17 protein-coding genes and 1 pseudogene are annotated in these 17,964 nt (G+C 69.7%); 3 read left to right on the forward strand and 15 right to left on the reverse strand.

Translation table 11 applies throughout. The annotated features are described in order from the left end of the window. Positions 1 to 327: 327 nt before the first annotated feature. Genes FK219_RS03525 through FK219_RS03540 form a run of 4 tightly spaced genes read right to left on the reverse strand, consistent with a single transcriptional unit; the run spans position 328 to position 4,708 of the window. Entirely contained in the window at positions 328 to 1,191 is an 864-nt protein-coding gene (locus tag FK219_RS03525) for an aldehyde dehydrogenase family protein (protein ID WP_152583052.1), read from the reverse strand. Continuing rightward, on the reverse strand, positions 1,188 to 2,705 hold the full coding sequence (locus FK219_RS03530) for an aldehyde dehydrogenase family protein (protein ID WP_152583053.1): 1,518 nt from the start codon (positions 2,703 to 2,705) through the stop codon (positions 1,188 to 1,190). Before FK219_RS03530 ends, FK219_RS03525 begins: the two co-directional genes overlap by 4 nt. Positions 2,706 to 2,708: 3 nt before the next feature. Beyond that, the gene (gene deoC, locus FK219_RS03535; RefSeq protein ID WP_152583054.1) at positions 2,709 to 3,722 is read right to left on the reverse strand and encodes a deoxyribose-phosphate aldolase; all 1,014 of its coding nucleotides are present in this window, start codon (positions 3,720 to 3,722) and stop codon (positions 2,709 to 2,711) included. After that, entirely contained in the window at positions 3,719 to 4,708 is a 990-nt protein-coding gene (locus tag FK219_RS03540; RefSeq protein WP_152583055.1) for a sugar-binding transcriptional regulator, read from the reverse strand. Before FK219_RS03540 ends, deoC begins: the two co-directional genes overlap by 4 nt. 183 nt (positions 4,709 to 4,891) lie before the next feature. On the opposite strand from FK219_RS03540, the gene FK219_RS03545 reads away from it, so the two are divergent. Further along, positions 4,892 to 5,821: an ROK family protein gene (locus FK219_RS03545; protein WP_152583056.1), complete on the forward strand. Its 930-nt coding sequence runs from the start codon at positions 4,892 to 4,894 to the stop codon at positions 5,819 to 5,821. Here FK219_RS03545 and FK219_RS03550 read toward each other — a convergent pair. Further along, positions 5,802 to 7,046, reverse strand: a complete 1,245-nt coding sequence (locus tag FK219_RS03550; RefSeq protein WP_152583057.1) for an MFS transporter — start codon at positions 7,044 to 7,046, stop codon at positions 5,802 to 5,804. The genes FK219_RS03545 and FK219_RS03550 overlap by 20 nt on opposite strands. 62 nt (positions 7,047 to 7,108) lie before the next feature. Between FK219_RS03550 and FK219_RS03555 the strand changes: the two genes are divergently transcribed. After that, the gene (locus FK219_RS03555; protein ID WP_152583058.1) at positions 7,109 to 7,741 is read left to right on the forward strand and encodes a hypothetical protein; all 633 of its coding nucleotides are present in this window, start codon (positions 7,109 to 7,111) and stop codon (positions 7,739 to 7,741) included. Between the two features lie 4 nt (positions 7,742 to 7,745). Then, on the forward strand, positions 7,746 to 8,066 hold the full coding sequence (locus tag FK219_RS03560) for a hypothetical protein (RefSeq protein ID WP_152583059.1): 321 nt from the start codon (positions 7,746 to 7,748) through the stop codon (positions 8,064 to 8,066). 18 nt (positions 8,067 to 8,084) lie between these two features. On the opposite strand, the gene FK219_RS03565 is transcribed toward FK219_RS03560, so the two are convergent. The 10 genes and pseudogenes from FK219_RS03565 to FK219_RS03600 all read right to left on the reverse strand — a co-directional run bounded on the left by FK219_RS03565 (position 8,085) and on the right by FK219_RS03600 (position 17,898). After that, positions 8,085 to 9,044 (reverse strand): bifunctional riboflavin kinase/FAD synthetase, encoded by a 960-nt coding sequence (locus tag FK219_RS03565; RefSeq protein ID WP_152583060.1) that lies wholly within the window; start codon positions 9,042 to 9,044, stop codon positions 8,085 to 8,087. Continuing rightward, positions 9,041 to 9,484 (reverse strand): hypothetical protein, encoded by a 444-nt coding sequence (locus FK219_RS03570; protein WP_152583061.1) that lies wholly within the window; start codon positions 9,482 to 9,484, stop codon positions 9,041 to 9,043. Before FK219_RS03570 ends, FK219_RS03565 begins: the two co-directional genes overlap by 4 nt. A 15-nt stretch (positions 9,485 to 9,499) precedes the next feature. Next, a complete protein-coding gene (locus FK219_RS03575) occupies positions 9,500 to 10,177 on the reverse strand; it encodes a DUF1990 family protein (RefSeq protein WP_152583062.1) in 678 nt (225 codons plus the stop codon). Between the two features lie 95 nt (positions 10,178 to 10,272). Continuing rightward, positions 10,273 to 10,566 (reverse strand): annotated as a pseudogene (locus tag FK219_RS14220) (hypothetical protein); the annotation flags it as partial. Positions 10,567 to 10,664: 98 nt separating this feature from the next. Beyond that, positions 10,665 to 10,787 carry a hypothetical protein gene (locus FK219_RS13910; protein ID WP_268888642.1) on the reverse strand — a complete coding sequence of 41 codons (123 nt, stop codon included), beginning with the start codon at positions 10,785 to 10,787 and terminating at the stop codon, positions 10,665 to 10,667. Next, the gene (locus FK219_RS03580) at positions 10,784 to 11,764 is read right to left on the reverse strand and encodes a phosphotriesterase family protein (protein ID WP_165638034.1); all 981 of its coding nucleotides are present in this window, start codon (positions 11,762 to 11,764) and stop codon (positions 10,784 to 10,786) included. The genes FK219_RS13910 and FK219_RS03580 overlap by 4 nt, the downstream gene beginning before the upstream one ends. Beyond that, positions 11,761 to 13,137 (reverse strand): FAD-dependent oxidoreductase, encoded by a 1,377-nt coding sequence (locus FK219_RS03585; RefSeq protein WP_152583064.1) that lies wholly within the window; start codon positions 13,135 to 13,137, stop codon positions 11,761 to 11,763. The genes FK219_RS03580 and FK219_RS03585 overlap by 4 nt, the downstream gene beginning before the upstream one ends. Continuing rightward, complete coding sequence (locus FK219_RS03590; protein WP_152583065.1) at positions 13,137 to 16,214, reverse strand: alpha-mannosidase; 3,078 nt, start codon at positions 16,212 to 16,214, stop codon at positions 13,137 to 13,139. Before FK219_RS03590 ends, FK219_RS03585 begins: the two co-directional genes overlap by 1 nt. After that, positions 16,214 to 17,059: a carbohydrate ABC transporter permease gene (locus FK219_RS03595; RefSeq protein ID WP_152583066.1), complete on the reverse strand. Its 846-nt coding sequence runs from the start codon at positions 17,057 to 17,059 to the stop codon at positions 16,214 to 16,216. Before FK219_RS03595 ends, FK219_RS03590 begins: the two co-directional genes overlap by 1 nt. Next, positions 17,056 to 17,898 (reverse strand): carbohydrate ABC transporter permease, encoded by an 843-nt coding sequence (locus FK219_RS03600; protein WP_328821589.1) that lies wholly within the window; start codon positions 17,896 to 17,898, stop codon positions 17,056 to 17,058. The genes FK219_RS03595 and FK219_RS03600 overlap by 4 nt, the downstream gene beginning before the upstream one ends. Positions 17,899 to 17,964: the final 66 nt, after the last annotated feature.

The raw sequence follows: 17,964 nt of genomic DNA on the forward strand, positions 1-17,964 counted from the left end.
CGAGTCTTTCTCCCACGCTATCGACGGGCGCGCGGGCCAGCGTCCCCCGCCCGACGGAGTGGCGTCTCCGCCTCCCGGCGGAGCGCGCGCCTGCCTCGATCAGCTCGCGCCTCCACAAGCGGCGCGCCTCCTGAAGCGGCACGCACCTCCTGGAGCGGCGCGCGCCTCCACAACTCAGGAGATCGTGCGGCAGAGGTCGTGCGACACGCCGTACCCGCACCCGAACCGCCCCTCAGCCGGTGCCGACTCCTGAATTGTGGAGACGAACCGGCTGGGGGGCGGGTGGCGCAAGCGGGCGGCGCGGCGCGCAGCGAGGCGGGCGCGCGGCTAGCGCATCGCCTTCGTGTGCCAGACGGTCTTGATCTCGATGAAGGCGCCGATGCGGTCGAGCGACGGCGACGGGATGCCCGGCTCGGGCTGCAGCACGCGCGTGAGCGTCTCGGCCGCGGCGATCTGCAGGTCGACCCACTCGAGGTCGCCCGCACCGGCCAGGTCGAGCGCGTTCACGTCGGCGTGCGCAGCGAGCCACGGCGCGATCTCGGCCGGTGACCCGGTGAGGATGTTGACGACTCCCCCGGGAACGTCCGAGGTCGCGAGCACCTCCCCGAGCGATATCGCCGAGAGCGGCGCCCGCTCGTGGGCGACGACGACGACCGTGTTGCCGGTGAGGATCGCGGGGGCGACGACCGCGGCGAGGCCGAGGAGCGAGGCTCCCGTGGCCTGCTGCGGCGCGATGATCGCGACGACACCGGTCGGCTCGGGCACCGAGATATTGAAGTACGGGCCGGCGACGGGGTTGGCGTTGCCCGCGACCTGCGCGTACTTGTCGGCCCAGCCCGCGTACCAGACCCAGACATCGATCGCCGCGTCGACCTGCGCGCCCGCGGCGGTCGCCGAGACGCCTTCCGACTGCACGATCTCGTCGACGAACTGGGCGCGACGCCCCTCGAGCAGCTCGGCGATGCGGTACAGCACCTGACCGCGGTTGTACCCGGTCGCGCCGGCCCAGCCGCCCACGGCGCTGCGGGCGGCGACCACGGCATCGCGCGCATCCTTGCGCGAGGCCTGCGCTGCGTTCGCGAGGAACGCGCCCTTGGGTGTCGCCACCTCGTAGGTGCGACCGCTCTCACTGCGCGGAAACTTGCCGCCCACGTAGAGCTTGTACGTCTTGGGCACGGTGAGCCGGCTCACTTCGCCACCGCCTTCTTGGTCGTTTTGCTGGCTTTCGTGACGGGCCGGGATGCTGAGCTCGAGCCCGATGCCTCCCACCCATTCGAAGCCAGGTACGCGGCGAGGCCGTGCCGGCCTCCCTCGCGGCCGTAGCCCGACTCCTTGTAGCCGCCGAAGGGCGAGCTCGGGTCGAAGCGGTTGAAGGTGTTGGCCCAGATGACTCCCGCGCGCAGCTGGTCGGCGAGGGCGAGCATGCGGCTGCCCTTCTCCGTCCAGATGCCCGCCGAGAGACCGTACGGAGTGTTGTTGGCCTTCGCGATCGCTTCGGCCGCGGTGCGGAAGGTGATGACCGAGAGCACGGGGCCGAAGATCTCTTCTCGCGCGATGCGGTGCGCAGGCGAGACCTGCGTGAAGATCGTCGGTGCGAACCAGAAGCCCTTGTCCGGGATCACGCAGTCAGCCGTCCAGCGCTCGGCGCCCTCCTCCTCGCCGACGTCGCTGAGGGTGCGGATGCGCTCGAGCTGCGCGGCCGAGTTGATCGCGCCGATATCGGTGTTCTTGTCGAGCGGGTCGCCCATGCGCAGGGTCGACAGGCGCTGCTTGAGCCGGTCGATGACTTCGTCGTGCACGTTCTCCTGCACGAGCAGGCGCGAGCCGGCGCAGCACACGTGGCCCTGGTTGAAGAAGATGCCGTTGACGATGCCCTCGATCGCCTGGTCCATGGGCGCGTCGTCGAAGACGATGTTGGCCGCCTTGCCTCCGAGCTCGAGCGTGAGCTTCTTGCTCGTTCCGGCGACGGAGCGCGCGATCATCCGACCGACGCCCGTCGACCCCGTGAAGGCGACCTTGTTGACATCGTCGTGCGTCACGAGCGCCTGCCCGGTCGAGCCGGGGCCCGTGACGATGTTGACGACGCCGGCGGGCAGCTCGGCCTGCTGGAGGATCTCGGCAAAGAGCATGGCGGTGAGCGAGGTCGTCTCGGCGGGCTTGATGACGACGGTGTTGCCCGCGGCGAGGGCCGGCGCGATCTTCCACGCGAGCATGAGCAGCGGGAAGTTCCAGGGAATCACCTGCGCCGCGACGCCGAGTGCGCGCGGGTTCGGGCCGAGCCCGGCGTGCTCGAGCTTGTCGGCCCAGCCGGCGTAGTAGAAGAACCAGGCGGCGACGAGCGGCACGTCGACGTCGCGCGTCTCACGGATCGGCTTGCCGTTGTCGAGCGCCTCGGCGACGGCGAGCTCGCGGCTGCGCTCCTGCACGAGGCGCGCGATGCGGAAGAGGTACTTGCCGCGGTCGCTGCCGCTCATGCGCGACCAGACCTTCTCGTACGAGCGTCGGGCGGCGGCGACAGCGCGATCGACATCCTTCCCGTCGGCCTGCGCGATGCGCGCGATGACCTTCTCGGTCGCGGGCGAGATGGTGTCGAAGACCTCACCGTGGCCGTCGACGAACTCGCCGTCGATGAAGAGCCCGTACTCGGCCTTGAGGTTGAGGATCGCCGCCGATTCGGGGGCGGGTGCGTATTCGAGGAAACCCATGATCTAGTTCACCGTCACGTAGTCGGGGCCACTGTAGTGACCGGTTCGGAGCTTCTGACGCTGCAGGAGCACATCGTTGAGCAGGCTCGAGGCGCCGAAGCGCCACAGCTGCGGAGTGAGCCATTCCTCGCCGACCGTCTCGGCGACGGTCACGAGGTAGCGCACGGCGTCCTTCGAGGCGCGGATGCCGCCCGCAGGCTTCATGCCGATCTTCTCGCCGGTCAAGCGGTGCCAGTCGCGGATGACCTCGAGCATGAGGAGCGTCACCGGCAGGGTCGCGGCGGGGCTCACCTTGCCCGTGGAGGTCTTGATGAAGTCGGCACCGGCGAGGATCGCGAGCCACGAGGCGCGCTTGACGTTGTCGTAGGTCTGCAGCTCGCCCGTCTCGAGGATGACCTTGAGGTGGGCGTAGGTGCCGTCGGTGCGCCGGCAGGCCTCCTTGACGGCGACGATCTGGTCGAAGACGACCGCGAAGCTCCCGGCGAGGAAGGCCCCGCGGTCGATGACCATGTCGATTTCGTCAGCACCGGCCGCGACGGCCTCGCGCGTGTCGGCGAGCTTGATGGCGAGGCTCGCGCGCCCCGAGGGGAACGCCGTCGCGACGGCGGCGACCTGGATGCCCGACTCGCCTCCTGCCGCGTGCAGGCTTCCGAGCGCCTCGACCGCGTAGGGCACCATGTCGCCGTAGACGCACACGGCGGCGACGCGCGGCGTCTCGGGGTCGGTCGCGTCGGGCGTCACGGCCTTGGCGACGAGCGAGCGGATCGTACCGGGCGTATCGGCGCCCTCGAGGCTCGTGAGGTCGCACGTGCGGATGATCGTGTCGAGCGCCCAGGCTTTCGAGCTCGTCTTGATGGAGCGCGTCGAGAGCCCGGCGGCGCGCTGCTCGAGGCCGACGGCGTCGACACCGCTGAGGCCGTCGAGATGCAGCCGCAGGGCCTTCTCGGTGAGGTCGCCGCCGAGCAGCTGCACCGCGCGATCGGCGGGAGCGAGGGCGACCGGGTGGTCGAGCGTCATGAGGGGTCCTCTCCAGAGGTGGTCGAGTCGGGGGCCGCGTCCAGGAGGGAGCGGGCGGTGTGCTCGTCGGTCACGAGCACGGAGCAGAGCCCGTGCTGCACGATGGCGTGGGCGACGGGGTGCTTCGCCTCACCGCCGATGACGAGGATGCTCATGGGCGAGTCGCGCAGCTCGTCGAGTCCGAGGCCGAGGGTACGAGCATCCAGTTCGGGGTCGGCGATCGTGCCCTCCGCGGTGATGTACCGGCCGATGACGTCGCCGACGGCGCCCTTCTCGACGAGGCTGCGCATGTCGTCGGGCGTGAGGTAGCCGCTGTCGACGTGCACCGAGCTCGTGTCGGCGACGCCCGCGCTGTACAGGTACGCGGCGGCGCCGCGGGCCCGCTGCACGACACCGCTCACAGTACGGTCGCCCTCGATCGCGCGCTTCGTCTCGAGGCGTTCGAGGATGGCCGGGGTCGGCAGCAGGGTCGCCTCGCCGCCGGCCTTCTGGGCGATCATGACGGCGGTGCTCGCCGCCGTGCCGGGCCGCTTGGAGAGGCTCACGCCGCCGTTGATCTGCACGACGTTGACGCCCGTCGACCAGCCCTCGGGCAGGCACTCGGCGACTTGGTGCAGCGTGCGGCCCCAGCTGACGCCGAGGAGACGAGGGATCGGTCGGACGCTCACGAGGAAGTCGGCGGCCGCCTCGGCCACGCGGGCCTGCAGCTCGCGGTCATCGGGGGGTCCGGGCACCACGATCGCGTCGCGCAGGCCGAAACTCGCGGTGAGCTCGCGCTCGAGCGAGAGGCGCCGGGCGCGCGGGTGGACGATCTCGATGCGGATGATGCCGCGATCGCGCGCCTGCTGGAGGAGGCGGCCGACCTTCCAGCGCGTCACCCGCAGGATCGCGCCGATCTCGTCCTGAGTCTTGTTCTCCTCGTAGTACAGCTCGGCCGCGCGCACGGCGAGCAGCTCGTTGGCGGCGGTGGTGTCGGTGGCGGCCATGGGCACTCCCCCCTGTATCGCGTGCCGGCGTGCCTCAGGCACGAGGAACCCTCCCCAGCCTAGAACGGTCCGTGGAGCGAGACAACATATGTTGCAGATCGTGCTCAGATGAGCAGAGCGTGGCGCCCACCGTGATCTCGATACGCTGAGGAGTTCCCTCCCCCTCCTCGTGAAAGCAGCACCATGACCGACCTCGCCCTCGCCATCGATCTCGGTGGCACGAAAGTCGAGTCCGCGCTCGTCGCGGCCGACGGCACCCTCGTCGACGGGTCGCGTCATCGCCGACCGACCGGGTCCGCCTCCAGCGCCGAGCAGCTCGCCGCCGCCGTGACCGAGTGCGTCACGGCGACGCTCGCCGCGCGCGCGCCGGGCGACACTCTCCTGGGCGCGGGCATCGGCTCGGCGGGGCCGATCGCGGGCACGAGCGGAAACGTCTCCCCGCTCAATCTGCCGGCCTGGCGCGACTACCCCCTCGGCGGACTCGTCGAGCAACTCGTGCCGGGCATCCCGGTGACGCTGCGCATGGACGGCATCTGCATCACCCTCGCCGAGGTCTGGAAGGGTGCAGCGCAGGGCGAGACGAACGTCATGGGCATGATCGTCTCGACCGGTGTGGGCGGCGGGCTCATGCTCGGGGGCCGCATCATCGCGGGGCCCACGGGCAACGCCGGCCACATCGGGCACGTCGCTGTGAGCGGGTTCGACGACGAGTGCGCGTGCGGCGCGCGGGGCTGCCTCGAGGGGATCGCCTCAGGCCCCCGCTCGGTGCGGTGGGCGACCGAGCAGGGCTGGGTCGGGTCGACGGGCGAGGAGCTTTCCGCCTCCGCGCGCGCGGGCGACACCATCGCGCTCGCCGCGATCGAGAGGTCGGCCACGGCCGTGGGGCGCGCCATCGCCTCCGCGAGTGCGCTCGTCGACCTCGACATCGTCGCGATCGGCGGGGGCTTCAGTCACGTGAGCGAGCAGTACGTTCCGCTTGTCGGCCGCGCCGTCGCCGAGCACAGCGACTTCGGTTTCGTCACGAAGACGCGCGTCGTGGCCTCATCGCTCAGCGGCGAAGGGCCGCTCGTCGGTGCTGCGGCCCTCGTGCACCTCAGCGAGCTCGTGCCCTGACCTCGTCCTCCACGATGCCGCGCGCCGCGAGCATCGGCATCGCGACGATCGTGAGCGCCGCGAGCACGATGAGGATCGTGAGGCTCGGCGCCCACGAGCCAGTGAGCTCGTGCAGCGCGCCGAGCGCGAGCGGGGCGATCGCGGCCACCGCGTAGCCGATCGTCTGCACGAACCCGCTCACGCTCGCGGCCGACTGCGACGAGCGCGTGCGCAGCGACATGAGCGTCAGGCACATCGGGAAGGTGACCTGACCGAGCCCGATGAGCACGACCCACAGCAGCACGAGGGGCTGCGGGGCGAGGAGGAGGCCCCCGTACCCGACGAGGAAGAGTGCCATCGACGCGGCGAGGATCACCGTCGGCGTGCGCAGCCGGGCCGTGAGCACGGGAGCGAGGAAGGCGAGCGGCAGTCCCGTGATCGCGAACACCGCGAGGAGGGAGCCCGCCTCCGTCGCCGTGACCCCCGCGACGTCCTGCAGGATCACCGGCAGCAGCGCGAACGTCACATAGGCCGAGATGCTCGAGATGGTGAAGGGGATCGTGATGCCCCACACGGTGCGCGAGCGGGCGAGGGTCGCGAAGCGGTGCGGGTCGGGCTCGAGGATCGCGGCGTCGGGGTCGGCGGCGCGATCGCGCGCTCGACGCCGTGCGCCGCGCACCGCGAGCAGCACCCACGGCACGAGTGCCGCGGTGACGAGGATCGCCCACGAGCCGAGCGAGAAGCGCCAGTCGATCTCCTCGGCGAGCGGGACAGCGAGGGTCGGCGGCACCGCCGAGCCGACGGCCATGATCATCGCGTAGGCCGCGGTCATGGGCCCGAGAGCGTGCGGGGCGAAGCGTTTGACGGCGCTCGGCATGAGCACGTTGCCGAAGCCCGCCCCGAGCAGCACGATGAAGCTGCCGAGCACGAGCACGAGGTAGCCGCCGGCGAGAGCGCGCGCGACGTGCCCGAGGATCATGATGACGACGGCGAGGAGCAGCGTCGTCTCGAGCCCGACGCGGCGCGCGACGAGGGGCGCGATGAGCCCGGAGAGCGCGAAGCCGATGGGCGGCATCATGCCGAGCACTCCGAGCGCGGCGGCGGAGAGCGGGATGTCGACGGAGATCTGGTCGGCAAGAGGCGACAGCGCCCCGACCGGCAGCCGCAGCGTCGCGGCGATGAGCAGGATGCCCGCAATGCCGAGGAGGGATGCCCCGCGACGGGAGATCACGGGGTCGGAGGGCACCGCACAATCCTAGATGCCGGTCACCTCGATGTCGGTCGAGGGGTGCCCCGTACAGTGGTGCCGTGACCGACTGGAGCCGCTTCCTGCCCCTGAGCAACCGACCGCGCGGCGACGACGGCGGGGTCACGCGCAACTGGGCACGACCCGCGAGCGGGCTCCTGCTGTCGCTCGCGAACCTCCTCGAGACGCGCCCCGAGTCGCTCGCCCGCGAGACGCTGCGGCCCGGGGTGAGCGTCGACGACGCCGTGCGCGAGCTGCTCACCCTGCGACGCTGGAGCGGGTGGCAGTGGTTCGCGTCACGCCTCGGCGCCCACGAGATCCCGAGCCCCGAGGTCGCCGCCCTCGACGCCGACCGCCTCGCCCCCGCGCTGCGCGCGGAGGCTATGAGCCTCTCGGGCGCGACGGCGCGCTGCTCGGTGCGCGAGTTCGGCGAGATCCTCGTCGCCGCCCTCGACCTGGGCACCGCGCTCGAGGTGGACCTCGGCGTCGACCCCTTCGCGAGCGGCGCCGTCGCCGTGGATCTCGCGGTGCGCGCGCCCACGCCTCGCCGCAGCGTCCTCACCGCGCGAACCCTCGTCGCGGTCGACAGCGAGTGGCAGGTCGGCACGGGGCCGGCTCTGCCGGCCACGGCATCCTCGATCGTGCTCTTCCTCGCCGGTCGCGGAGGTGTTCCGCCGCGCGTCGACGAGCCGTAGGCTCATGAGCATCGAGCCCGCCGGGCTCCCGAGAGAGCAGGACTACGCGATGGCTCAGAACAACGGATTCGACCTCGGTGACATCGGCGAGGTCGTGAGCGACCCCGTGAGCGGCAAGGGCTTCGACCCGGATGCCCTGCAGGGCCTCTGGGAGCAGATTCAGCCGACCCTCGCGGGCCTCGACACCGACCAGATTCTCGACACGATCGGCACCTGGGCGAAAGACCTCGACGTGCCCCTCGTCAAGGACGTGCCCGACGACGTCATCGACAACATCAAGAACGGCGCGAAGGTTCCGCTGAAGTCGCTCATCGCCGACAAGTAGTCGGCAGGGCTCAGCGGCCTACGCGGGTTCGGCGGCGAGGCCGAGCACCTCGCGAATGCGCAGCTCGTCGAGCCCCATCTGCACGGCGAGTGCGTCGCCCGACTCGAACTTGCGCATGGGCCGGATGTACTCGACGAATTCGAGTTCGACTATCGAGCCGTAGAGGTCGAGCGTCACGTCGATCGCGTGCGCCTCCACCGTCTTCTCGAGCACGTCGCCGAAGGTCGGGTTGTTGCCGATCGACACCGCGGCCCCGTAGCGCTCTCCGTCGACGCGCAACCAGCACGCGTACACGCCGTCGGCGGGAATGTAGCCCTCGGCGCCGGGGGCGAGGTTCGCGGTCGGGTAGCCGAGGTCGCGGCCGCGCTGATGGCCGGGCACGACGAGGGACCGGATGCGCGGGGCGCGCCCCAAAGCCTCGGCCGCCTCCGCGACATGGCCGGCCTCGAGCGCGGCGCGGATGCCCGTGGACGACACGCGGCGGCCGTCGGCCTCGCACACGTCGTCGACGAGGGAGACCGTGAAGCCGTCGCGCTCCCCCGCCTGCCGCAGAGTCTCGACCGTGCCGGCGCCGCGCGCGCCGTAGCGGAAGTCGGCGCCGACGAGCACCTCGGTCGCGCCGAGCCCGCCGACGAGTACGCGCTGCACGAACTGCTCGGGGCTGAGGGCGGCGAACTCGGGGGTGAAGTCGAGGACGACGACGAGATCCACACCGGCGGCGAGTAGCGCCTCAGTCTTCTGGTCGACGCTCAGCAGGGGCGTCGGCGCCGACTCGGGCCGAAGAACGGCGAGCGGGTGCCGATCGAAGGTGACGACGACCGTGCGGCGGTCGGCAGCGGCATCCCGCAGGCTGTCGAGAACGGCGCGATGCCCGCGGTGCACGCCGTCGAATTTGCCGATCGTGACGATCGACGGCACGGTCGGCTGGGGCAGCGCGTCGAGCCCGCGCGCGACGTGTCCCTGGGCGGAGCGGCTCACGAGGCCTCCTCCGCGTGCCGCACGGCCGCGATGCGCCGCAGCCACAGCAGGCCCAGCACGGGCAAGAGGAGCGGGATGAAGGCGTAGCCCCGGCCGAAGACCGACCACACAGTGTCGTCGGGGAAGACGTCGGGGGCGAGCAGGCTCACGACGCCGACGATGAGCACGCCGGCGAGCTCCACGGTGATCGCGACGGCGGCGACGAGGAACCAGCGGCGGCCCCGGGCGACGAGCGCGACTGTGGCGAGCACGTAGACGACGGCGGCGAGCCCGGAGAGGCTGTACGCGAGGGGAGCTTCGCCGAACTTGGTGGCGATCTGATAGCTCGAGCGGCCGAGAGCGGCGAGGGCGAGGATCGCGTACACGGCGACGAGCACGCGGCCGACGCCACTGCTCGTGGGCCGCGGCTCAGTCTGCACGGGACGGGTTTCGCTGCTCATCTCGTTCAGAGTATGTCAGCGATCCTGAGTGGTGAGCGGCACCGTGAGGGCGCGCAGGAACCTACGGGCGATGAGGGTGCGGGCCAGCAGGAGCCCCGGCAGCATGGGCCAGCCCCACCATGCGGCTGGGCGCGCGAAGCTGCGCACGGTGAGCCACACCGAGCCGTTCTCCTCCCGCTCGAGCGTGAACGACTCCTCGCCCGAGAACGCGTGGCCGGGCAGCGTGCCGATGGCGTACATGACGCGGTTCTCATCCTGCTCGAGCAGCACGACCCGCCCCGGCAGCGGCAGCCACAAGCGCTCCCCCACGGAGAGGCCGACGACGATGACGTCACCGGGGCGCACGTGCCGAGTGCCGTCGGCGGCGAAGACCTCTTCTGCAGCGCCGACCTCGGCGGCCTCGACCGGCTCGCCCTGCTCGTCGAACTCGACCGGCCGGTAGACGCGCTCCGCCTCGCTCGCCTCGACCGGGCTCATGCGCACGTCCATGCCCGCGCCGCGGTACACCCCGCCCGTGAGCAGGGCATCGACCGCCCACTCCCAGCGCTCGATGCCGTGGCCGAGGCGGCCGCGCATCTCGAGCGGTCGGTAGCCCTCGGGCGGGTAGCGCATGAGGTCGGGGGCCTGGCTCGCGCCGACGGCCGCATAGGTGACCGCTTGCTCGTGGCGCGCGCCATCGCGGTCGGTCGTCATGAGGGCCTTCGGGTCGGTGCGGTGCAGGAGTCGACGGGTGATCGATCGTGCTCAGGGTTCCAGGGTACGACCCGCCGATGCTACTCGGGCATCGGCTAGATATGCATGGCGCGCAGATGGCGGCCCGTAGAGGGCGGTCTGCGCCAGGCACAGCACCGGCGCGGTGGGTATCCAGATGCCCCGAGAAAGTCGGGAGAACTTCTACCAACACTCCTCTGCGTTGGCGTGACCAGGAACGAAACCCCTCCACGCTCGGGGCGCCCTGAAAGGGACCCAAAGACGAGTCCACGCCTATCCGGCCCGTCCCTGATGGGTAGCACTCGTGCATTTACCTCCAGAGACAAACCGCCCGGGATGGGACTCGTCACGTTGAGATCGTCACCCAAATGGACGTGTGGTGTGCTGACTCACAGTCAAACGCCGCGCCGAAGAGACAACTCAAGCAGGGAATCGATCGCGGAGTGCCGGCGTTCGCGACCAGCCCCGATCACCGCCCCGGAGCCCGTTCGGTCATGGCACATTGCTTCTTCACGATCACATCGTTGCAGTGTGTGGCGGTGAATGCCTCGTGCGGCACGCCAGAAAGCTCGCGCACGATGAGCTGCATCATCCGCTTCCTGATGCATGCACGGTGCGCCAGCGCAGCACGCGCTCCGCGTTACCGCGCAGCAACAGATCGAGGTCGTCGTCCCCCACGCCCGCGGCGCGGAGCACGCTCGGCAAGTGGGAGGCGAGCCACGCGAGCCCGGGCGCACCGCCGAGCTCGTGCCACAGTGTGCGGCGGGCCCCATCGGTACCGAGCACGATACTCGAGGCAAAACCGTGCTCCAGCAGCAGGAGCGTGGAGCGAACAGTGCGGGAGTTCACGCCGGCCTCCCACTCACGAAGCGACTGGTCGAACTCGAGCACTGCGCCACTCTCCGCGAGCGCCACGAGGTAGCCGGGGTCGTCGCTCTTGTCGACGTGGCTCAGCACGATCGCCGACGCAGGCACTCCGAGCTCCGTCAATCGCGCCACCTGCTCGAGGCCGCCTTTGCCCTCTTCGCAGTGCGTCAGAACGGGCGCGCCGGTGCGCACACTCGCTTGCCCGACGGCCTGGAGGTTGCGACGATCGCGGTCATCGAGCGACGATCCGCTCGTCGCCACTTTGACCACCCCAGCACGGTGCGACGTTCGGCGGACGATCGGGCCGGTGTAGTCGAAGGCGTCGATGCCGTCGACGAGATCTGCGACGAACAGGTCTGCGAGTTCATCGATGCTGACGAAATTGGTCCAGTGTCTCGGTCCGTAGTACCGATCGTGGTGCAGACCGGTCGCTGCCACGATGTCGACCTCGGCCCGGCGAGCAACCTCGGCGAGCCGCACGACGTCGCGCCCCGCAGACATCGGCATCGCCTCGAGCACGAGCGTCGCCCCGGCCACCCGGCACCGAGCAACCTCCGCGACCGCCGCAACGACATCGTGGAGGTGGATGTGCGGAAAACGGTCGGCGATGAGCGGCGAGTCCAGGATGAGGTGCTCGTGCATATAGGCGACGCCCTCGATCGCGAACCGGTCTCCGAGCACGGTGCGGATCGCACCCTTCACAGCATCACCGCGTCTGCGACAAGCGCTTGGCGAAGGTCGTCGGCGTTGACCTCGGAGGGAGAGACGCCTGCCGAGACCGAGAGCGCGGCCGCCGTACCCGCGGCCTGACCGTAGGAGAGGCATTGAGCGATCGAACGGGCGGAGGCATGGGCGTCATGAGTGGCGGAAAGGCTGCGTCCGGCCACGAGCAGGCTGTCGACCTCGACGGGAACGAGGCAGCGGTACGGGACCCCGTAGGTCTTGCCGCTGGGCGGCTCGCCCTCCGCGGTCGCGACGTAGCGCCAGATCGTGGCGGTCCCGCCGTCGTGGTCCTCGATCGGCGCGGCGCACAGTGCGATCTCGTCGTCGAAGCGCCGGGCACTCACGACGTCGTCGCGATCGAGCACGTACCGGCCGATCAGACGGCGGGTCTCGCGCGTGCCGATCCAGACTGACGTCGAGAGCAGGTAGGAGTTCTCATAGCCTGGCATGCGGTCTCGCAAGAAGCGAATGTACTCGACCGTCTGACTGCGCCCCTCGATCTCGGCGGCTGTCGTCGCCCAGGGATTCGTCGGGTCGATGCCGGCGACGCGGGTGAGGTTGGTGTGGAAGACCCCGGGCAGCACAGTGTGGTGCGATGAGCCTTCACGACGCGGGAGCCGGTACGCGCCGCTCGCGGCTGCATCCTGGAGCAAACGATGCAGTTCGGCCGTCGAGGCGGGCTGCTCGACCCCGCCCACGCGGAACGTCGTCGTGAGCGGCTGCACACGTGCCGACGCCGACGGTTGCTCGAGCGTGCAGCCCGCCGCCCAGGCGACGTCTGCATCGCCCGACGCATCGACGAAGCGCGCAGCGCGCACGAGGAACGGGCCGCGTCGGGTCAGAACGACGACAGCGGTCATGCGGGTGCCGTCGAGCACGGATGCCGTGAACCGCGTATGCAGCAACGGCTGGGCCCCCGACTCGACGAGCAAGCGATCCCACTCGGCCTTCAGGGCCTCGGGCTCGTAGGTGACTCCGAGTCCCGCCCCGTAGGTGTTTCCGCGAAGAATCGCACTTCCGACGTCGAGCAGCGCGCTGGCAAGCTCCCAGCCGATGCCCCCGACCACGCGCTGGTCCGTGCCGGGCGCGAAGAAGCCGTACATCGTGTCGAGCACCGCCGCAGCTGTGCCCCCGAAGAAGCCCCCGTTCTCGATTACGAGGGTCGACGCCCCATGCCGAGCTGCCGCGACCGCCGCCGCACTGCCCGCGGAGCCGCCGCCGACGACGACGACATCGCCCGCCCAGATGACGGGAAGGTGCGAGACGTCGCGTTCGGAGAGTCGGACGGCGTGGAAGGCTGTTGGTGGGGGTTCGGCCGCGCTGGCCGGATCGATCAAGGGGCCGTTCGTCATCACCGTGTCCTTTCCTCGGAGTGGGCACTCGGCCGGGCGAATCGGAGTGTGCAGACGGTGAACGCGGGAAGATCGAGTCGCACCGAGTCAGGTTCTCGGTCGATGACGCGCGTGTCGGGAATGTCGCGCTCGAGGAGGTCGGTCTCGGAGACCTTGCTCCAGTCGAACGTCGTCGTGAGCGTCGCGAGCGCGCGAGCCCCCCGCGATTCGTAGAGTCGCACGACGACATCGCCCGATCCGTCGTCGGCGAGTTTCACCGCTTCGGCGATGACGCCGTGCCCGTCGACGGTCAGGAGCGGCTCGACGGCGCCCGCGCCGCGGCGCAGCCGCACCGGCAGGTGCAGCCGGTAGCCCTCGTCGATCGCGCCGTCGAGGTCCGCGACGATCCGCAATGAGATCGTGAACTCGTGCTGACCCTGGTCGGCCTCGGGGTCGGGGAACCTCGCGCTGCGCAGCAACGACACGCGCGGGACGACGACGGGCCGGTCGTCGGGACCGGAGCGAGTGCGGATGTCGTGACCGTAGGCGACGTCGTTCGCGATCGCGACGCCCAGTCCTGGTTCGCCCACGTGCACCCACCGCTGTGCAGGGGTCTCGAATCGCGCTCGGTCCCACGACGTGTTCGCGTGCACCGGACGGTGCACGTGGCCGAACTGGATCTCGGAGGTCGCCCGGTCGGTCCGGAGGTCGAGCGGGAAGGCGAGCTTGAGCAGCTTCTCCCGCTCATGCCAGTCGATGTCGAAAGAGACCTCGAGGGCGCCGGTGTCGCGGTGCATGCGAACGCGCTGCACGATCGTCGAATCCCCTGGCCGTCGCCGGATGACGACCGCCCGTGCTTCAGCGTCGAGGTCGATGGACTCAGGAGCGTCGACATCGCGCGGGGTGTCGAGGGCCTCTCGATCGACGTCCCAGGCGTCCCACTGCCGTGGTGTGTCGCGGAACAGCTGCAGTGCGAGGCCCGGCATGCCCGCGGGCACGAGTTCCCGTCCCGTCGCGACGTCGACAAGGGAAGCCAGCATCCCGTTGGCGTCGAGGACGGCGCGTGCGATCGGCGACGACAGGACGAATCCTGACGGGACGCGCTCGACGTCGACGTACTCGGATCGCGTGTTGACGTGGCCGGCGGCCAGGGCGGGGACCCCCGATCGCGGCCCCGGTCCCGCATTGAACCCGAGCTCGGTCTCGCCGCTGCCTGCGAGCGCCGTCAGCGCGGCGTCGACAAGGGATTCGAGCACCGCGAGAACGTCCGCTCCCGCCCGCTCGGCTTCCCGATTGACCCAGGCAATCGACGACCCGGGCAGGATGTCGTGGAACTGGTTCAGCAGCACCGTGCGCCAGGCCGAGTCCAGCTGCGGGGCGGGGTACTCGTGCCCGGTGCGGACTGCTGCCGTCGCACTCCACAATTCGGCTTCGCGAAGCAGCGCCTCTGCCCGACGATTCGCCCGCTTGAGCCGCGCCTGCGAGGTGTACACCCCGCGGTGCAGCTCGAGGTAGAGCTCGCCCGCCCACACGGCCGGATCGACGTACTCGGCTTCGGCGAGAGAGAAAAACTGCTCGGGGCCCGCGAGTTCCACGCGCGGCGATCCCTCGAGGTCGGCTGCGCGGTGGGCGGCGGCGAGCATCTCGCGGGTCGGTCCGCCGCCGCCGTCACCCCATCCGAAGAGCGCGAGCGAGGTGTTCGCTCGACCTCCTTCGTCGAACTGGCGTTCCGCGAGAGCGAGCTCGCCAGCAGAGAGATCGCTGCTGTAGGTGTCAGTGGGGGGAAAGTGCGTGAACACCCGAGTGCCGTCGATGCCCTCCCAGCGGAACGAGTGGTTCGGCATGCGATTGGTGTCGTTCCAGGAGATCTTCTGGGTGAGAAACCACCGCGAACCCGAGGCCGTGATGAGCTGCGGCAACGCGGCGGTGTAGCCGAACGAGTCGGGCAACCAGACCGTCGACGTCTCTACCCCGAACTCGTCGAGGAAGAAGCGCTTGCCGTAGGCGAGTTGGCGCGCGAGCGACTCCCCCGACGGCAGGTTCGTGTCGCTCTCGACCCACATGCCACCCACCGGCACGAACCGCCCCTCCGCGACCGCGGCGCGGACGCGCTCGAACAGCTCCGGCTGCGCGTCGCGCACCCATGCGTACTGCTGCGCTGACGATGCCGCGAACACGAAATCCGCATCGCGGTCGAGCAGATCGAGCACGTTCGCGAAAGTGCGCGCAACCTTGCGCACTGTTTCACGCGTCGGCCAGAGCCACGCCGTGTCGATGTGCGCGTGTCCGACCGCGAGCACCCGGTGAGCGCTCGCCGTCGCGGGTCGCGCGAGCGACTGCGCAGCGAGCTCCCTGCCATGCGACACCGTGCTGGCGACGTCATCGGGGTCGACTGCGTCGACAATGCGCTCGAGGGTCAAGAGCAGCTCGGCGCGTCGCGGCGAGCTCGGCGGCAGCTCGGCGGCGAGGCCGCGCAAGGTGCGGACATCCTGCAGCAGCTCCCAGACCTCCTCGTCGCGTGCCACGAGCCGCAGCGTGCGAAGCACGTAGAGCTCGTCGGTACCGGCGGTCGACGGATCGCCGAGCGGGGTCGGCAAGAAGCTGAAGTCGCCAGCGACGTAGGGGTTCGCCGCGGCCTCGAGGTAGAGCTCGAAGGTGCTCACCTCGTCGTCGATCGGCACCCAGGAGTTCTCGGGATGCACACCCTTGACGACCGATCCATCGGAGCGGTGGACGAGCCCTTCAGCCTGGAAACCCGGAAAGTCGCTCACAACGCCCAGATCGACATCGAGCTCGACGGTGAGGCCCGGCCGGCGCCACTCCGAGGGCACGTCACCACGGATGCGGAACCACACGGTGTCCCACGGCGCGCCCCACGAGGTGCCGATCGTGAACGGCTCGTAGGGTGCCGTGCGTGCGGTGGAGAACGGAACCGGCTCGCCGCCGACGCGCCATGCGGCGAGCTCGACGTCGTGCGTCGCCCGGATCACCGCGGGTGCCAGCCGCTGCGTGATGAAACGATCGACACGCATGAGGCTGAGCTTCGACGAGTCGATACCGCCGGAGCCCGCGTCTGCGAAGGCACCGCGCTCCGGCATCAGCCCTTCGCCCCGCCACTCAACCGGAACGCCCCGTTGAACACCCGGGAGACCACGAGGTAGAGCACGATCACCGGCGCGGAGTACACCGCTGCGTAGGCGGCGAGGTTGCCATAGTTCACGACACCGAAGCTGCCGAAGAACTGATACAGCGTGACCGCCATCGGCAGTTTTGCTGGATCGAGCAGCAAGATGAACGGCACGAAGAAGTTGCCCCACATGAGGATGAACTGGAAGATGCTCACCGCGGCCAGGCCGGGCGTCATGAGCGGGAGCACGATCGTTCTCAGCGTTCGGAGGCTCGAGGCCCCGTCGAGCCAGGCGGCTTCCTCGAACTCGATCGGGATGCCGTCCATGAAGTTCTTCATCATCCAGATGGCGAACGGCAAGCTCGATGCGGCGAGGAACAGGATGCAGCCGAGGAAACTGTCGACTAGTCGAAGGCGAACGAACATGGTGTACACCGGGATCATGATCGCCGTCACCGGCAACGCCGACAGGAAGAGCACGGTGTACAAGAAGTGGTCGCCATAGCGCATCGTGTATCGCGAGAGCGGATACGCGGCGAGGGCCGAGAGCACGACGACGAGCAGACTCGCGAGTCCCGAGATGATGAGCCCGTTCATCATCGGCCGGAACGTGAGCTCCCAGGTGCCGATCTCGACGAAGTTGTCGAGCGCGATCCGCTCAGGGGCTCGAAGCGAGAGCGTCGCGCCCGGGTCGAGTGAAGCCAGCACGAGCCAGATCAGCGGGAGCAGGAACAACAGCGTGATGATCGCGAGCGTCACGTTCGCGAAAACCGCGTGCAGCCGCGGCCGCGGCGCAGCGAGAGAAGGGAGCGTCACTTCGACCCCTTCCTGAAGGCGTAGAGGTAGAAGGCGGAGAGGATCACGCCGAGCACGACGAGCACGATAGCGATGACCGACGAGTACCCGATGAGGTTGTAGCGGAAGGCCTGCTCGTACATGTAGAGCGGCAGCGTCTGAGTCTGCCCGCCCGGCCCGCCGCCGGTGAGCGCGAAGATGAGCCCGAAGACGCCGAGCGTCTGCAGGGTCGTGAGCAGGAGGTTGGTGAGAATGAGCCGACTGATCGAGGGCAGAACGACATAGAAGAGCTGCTGCATGCCGCTGGCCCCGTCGACTTGCGCAGCCTCGATCGACTCAGGGCTGACCTCCTCGAGCGCGGCGGAGTAGATGAGGAGCGAGAAGGCGGTGCCGCGCCATACGCTCGCGATGACGATCGCGAACAAGGGCTGGTCGATGAGCCAGCTCTGACCAGGAAGCCCGACCGACGCAAGGATCGTGTTGAGCGTGCCATCTCGAGTGTTGAGGAACGCGTACCAGAGCATCGCCACGACGACTTCGGGAAGCACCCAGGCGAGCACGACCGCTCCGCTGGCGATCGTCTTCATGGCCTTGTTGCGCTTCTGCAGCAGCAGCGCGAGCGCGAGTCCCAGCACGTTCTGGCCCGCGACGACGAGCAGCACGTAGGCGACAGTGCGGCTGATCGCCGCGTGCGCGTCGCGGTCGTTGATGAGTCGTTCGAAGTTGTCGAACCACACCCACTGCGGGTTGAGCGCCGCAGCACCGGTGAGTCCCTGGTCGGTGAAGCCGACGTAGACGGCCCACAGGATCGGCCCGACGAAGAACACGGCCATGATCGCGGCGGCCGGCACGATCGGCACGACCGGACCCACGCTTCGGCGGAAGGTGCGGAGCGCGCTCTTCGGAGGCGTGGAGGAGCGGGGGGC

Source organism: Microcella pacifica (genome assembly GCF_009371975.2).
In the GTDB taxonomy this organism is placed as follows: domain Bacteria; phylum Actinomycetota; class Actinomycetes; order Actinomycetales; family Microbacteriaceae; genus Microcella; species Microcella pacifica.

Coding starts and splice junctions, on each gene's coding strand:
- FK219_RS03530 (WP_152583053.1), bottom strand. CDS start 2,705: ATGGGTTTCCTCGAATACGCACCCGCCCCCGAATCGGCGGCGATCCTC.
- deoC (WP_152583054.1), bottom strand. CDS start 3,722: ATGACGCTCGACCACCCGGTCGCCCTCGCTCCCGCCGATCGCGCGGTG.
- FK219_RS03540 (WP_152583055.1), bottom strand. CDS start 4,708: ATGGCCGCCACCGACACCACCGCCGCCAACGAGCTGCTCGCCGTGCGC.
- FK219_RS03545 (WP_152583056.1), top strand. CDS start 4,892: ATGACCGACCTCGCCCTCGCCATCGATCTCGGTGGCACGAAAGTCGAG.
- FK219_RS03560 (WP_152583059.1), top strand. CDS start 7,746: ATGAGCATCGAGCCCGCCGGGCTCCCGAGAGAGCAGGACTACGCGATG.
- FK219_RS03570 (WP_152583061.1), bottom strand. CDS start 9,484: ATGAGCAGCGAAACCCGTCCCGTGCAGACTGAGCCGCGGCCCACGAGC.
- FK219_RS03575 (WP_152583062.1), bottom strand. CDS start 10,177: ATGACGACCGACCGCGATGGCGCGCGCCACGAGCAAGCGGTCACCTAT.
- FK219_RS13910 (WP_268888642.1), bottom strand. CDS start 10,787: ATGATGCAGCTCATCGTGCGCGAGCTTTCTGGCGTGCCGCACGAGGCA.
- FK219_RS03585 (WP_152583064.1), bottom strand. CDS start 13,137: ATGACGAACGGCCCCTTGATCGATCCGGCCAGCGCGGCCGAACCCCCA.
- FK219_RS03590 (WP_152583065.1), bottom strand. CDS start 16,214: ATGCCGGAGCGCGGTGCCTTCGCAGACGCGGGCTCCGGCGGTATCGAC.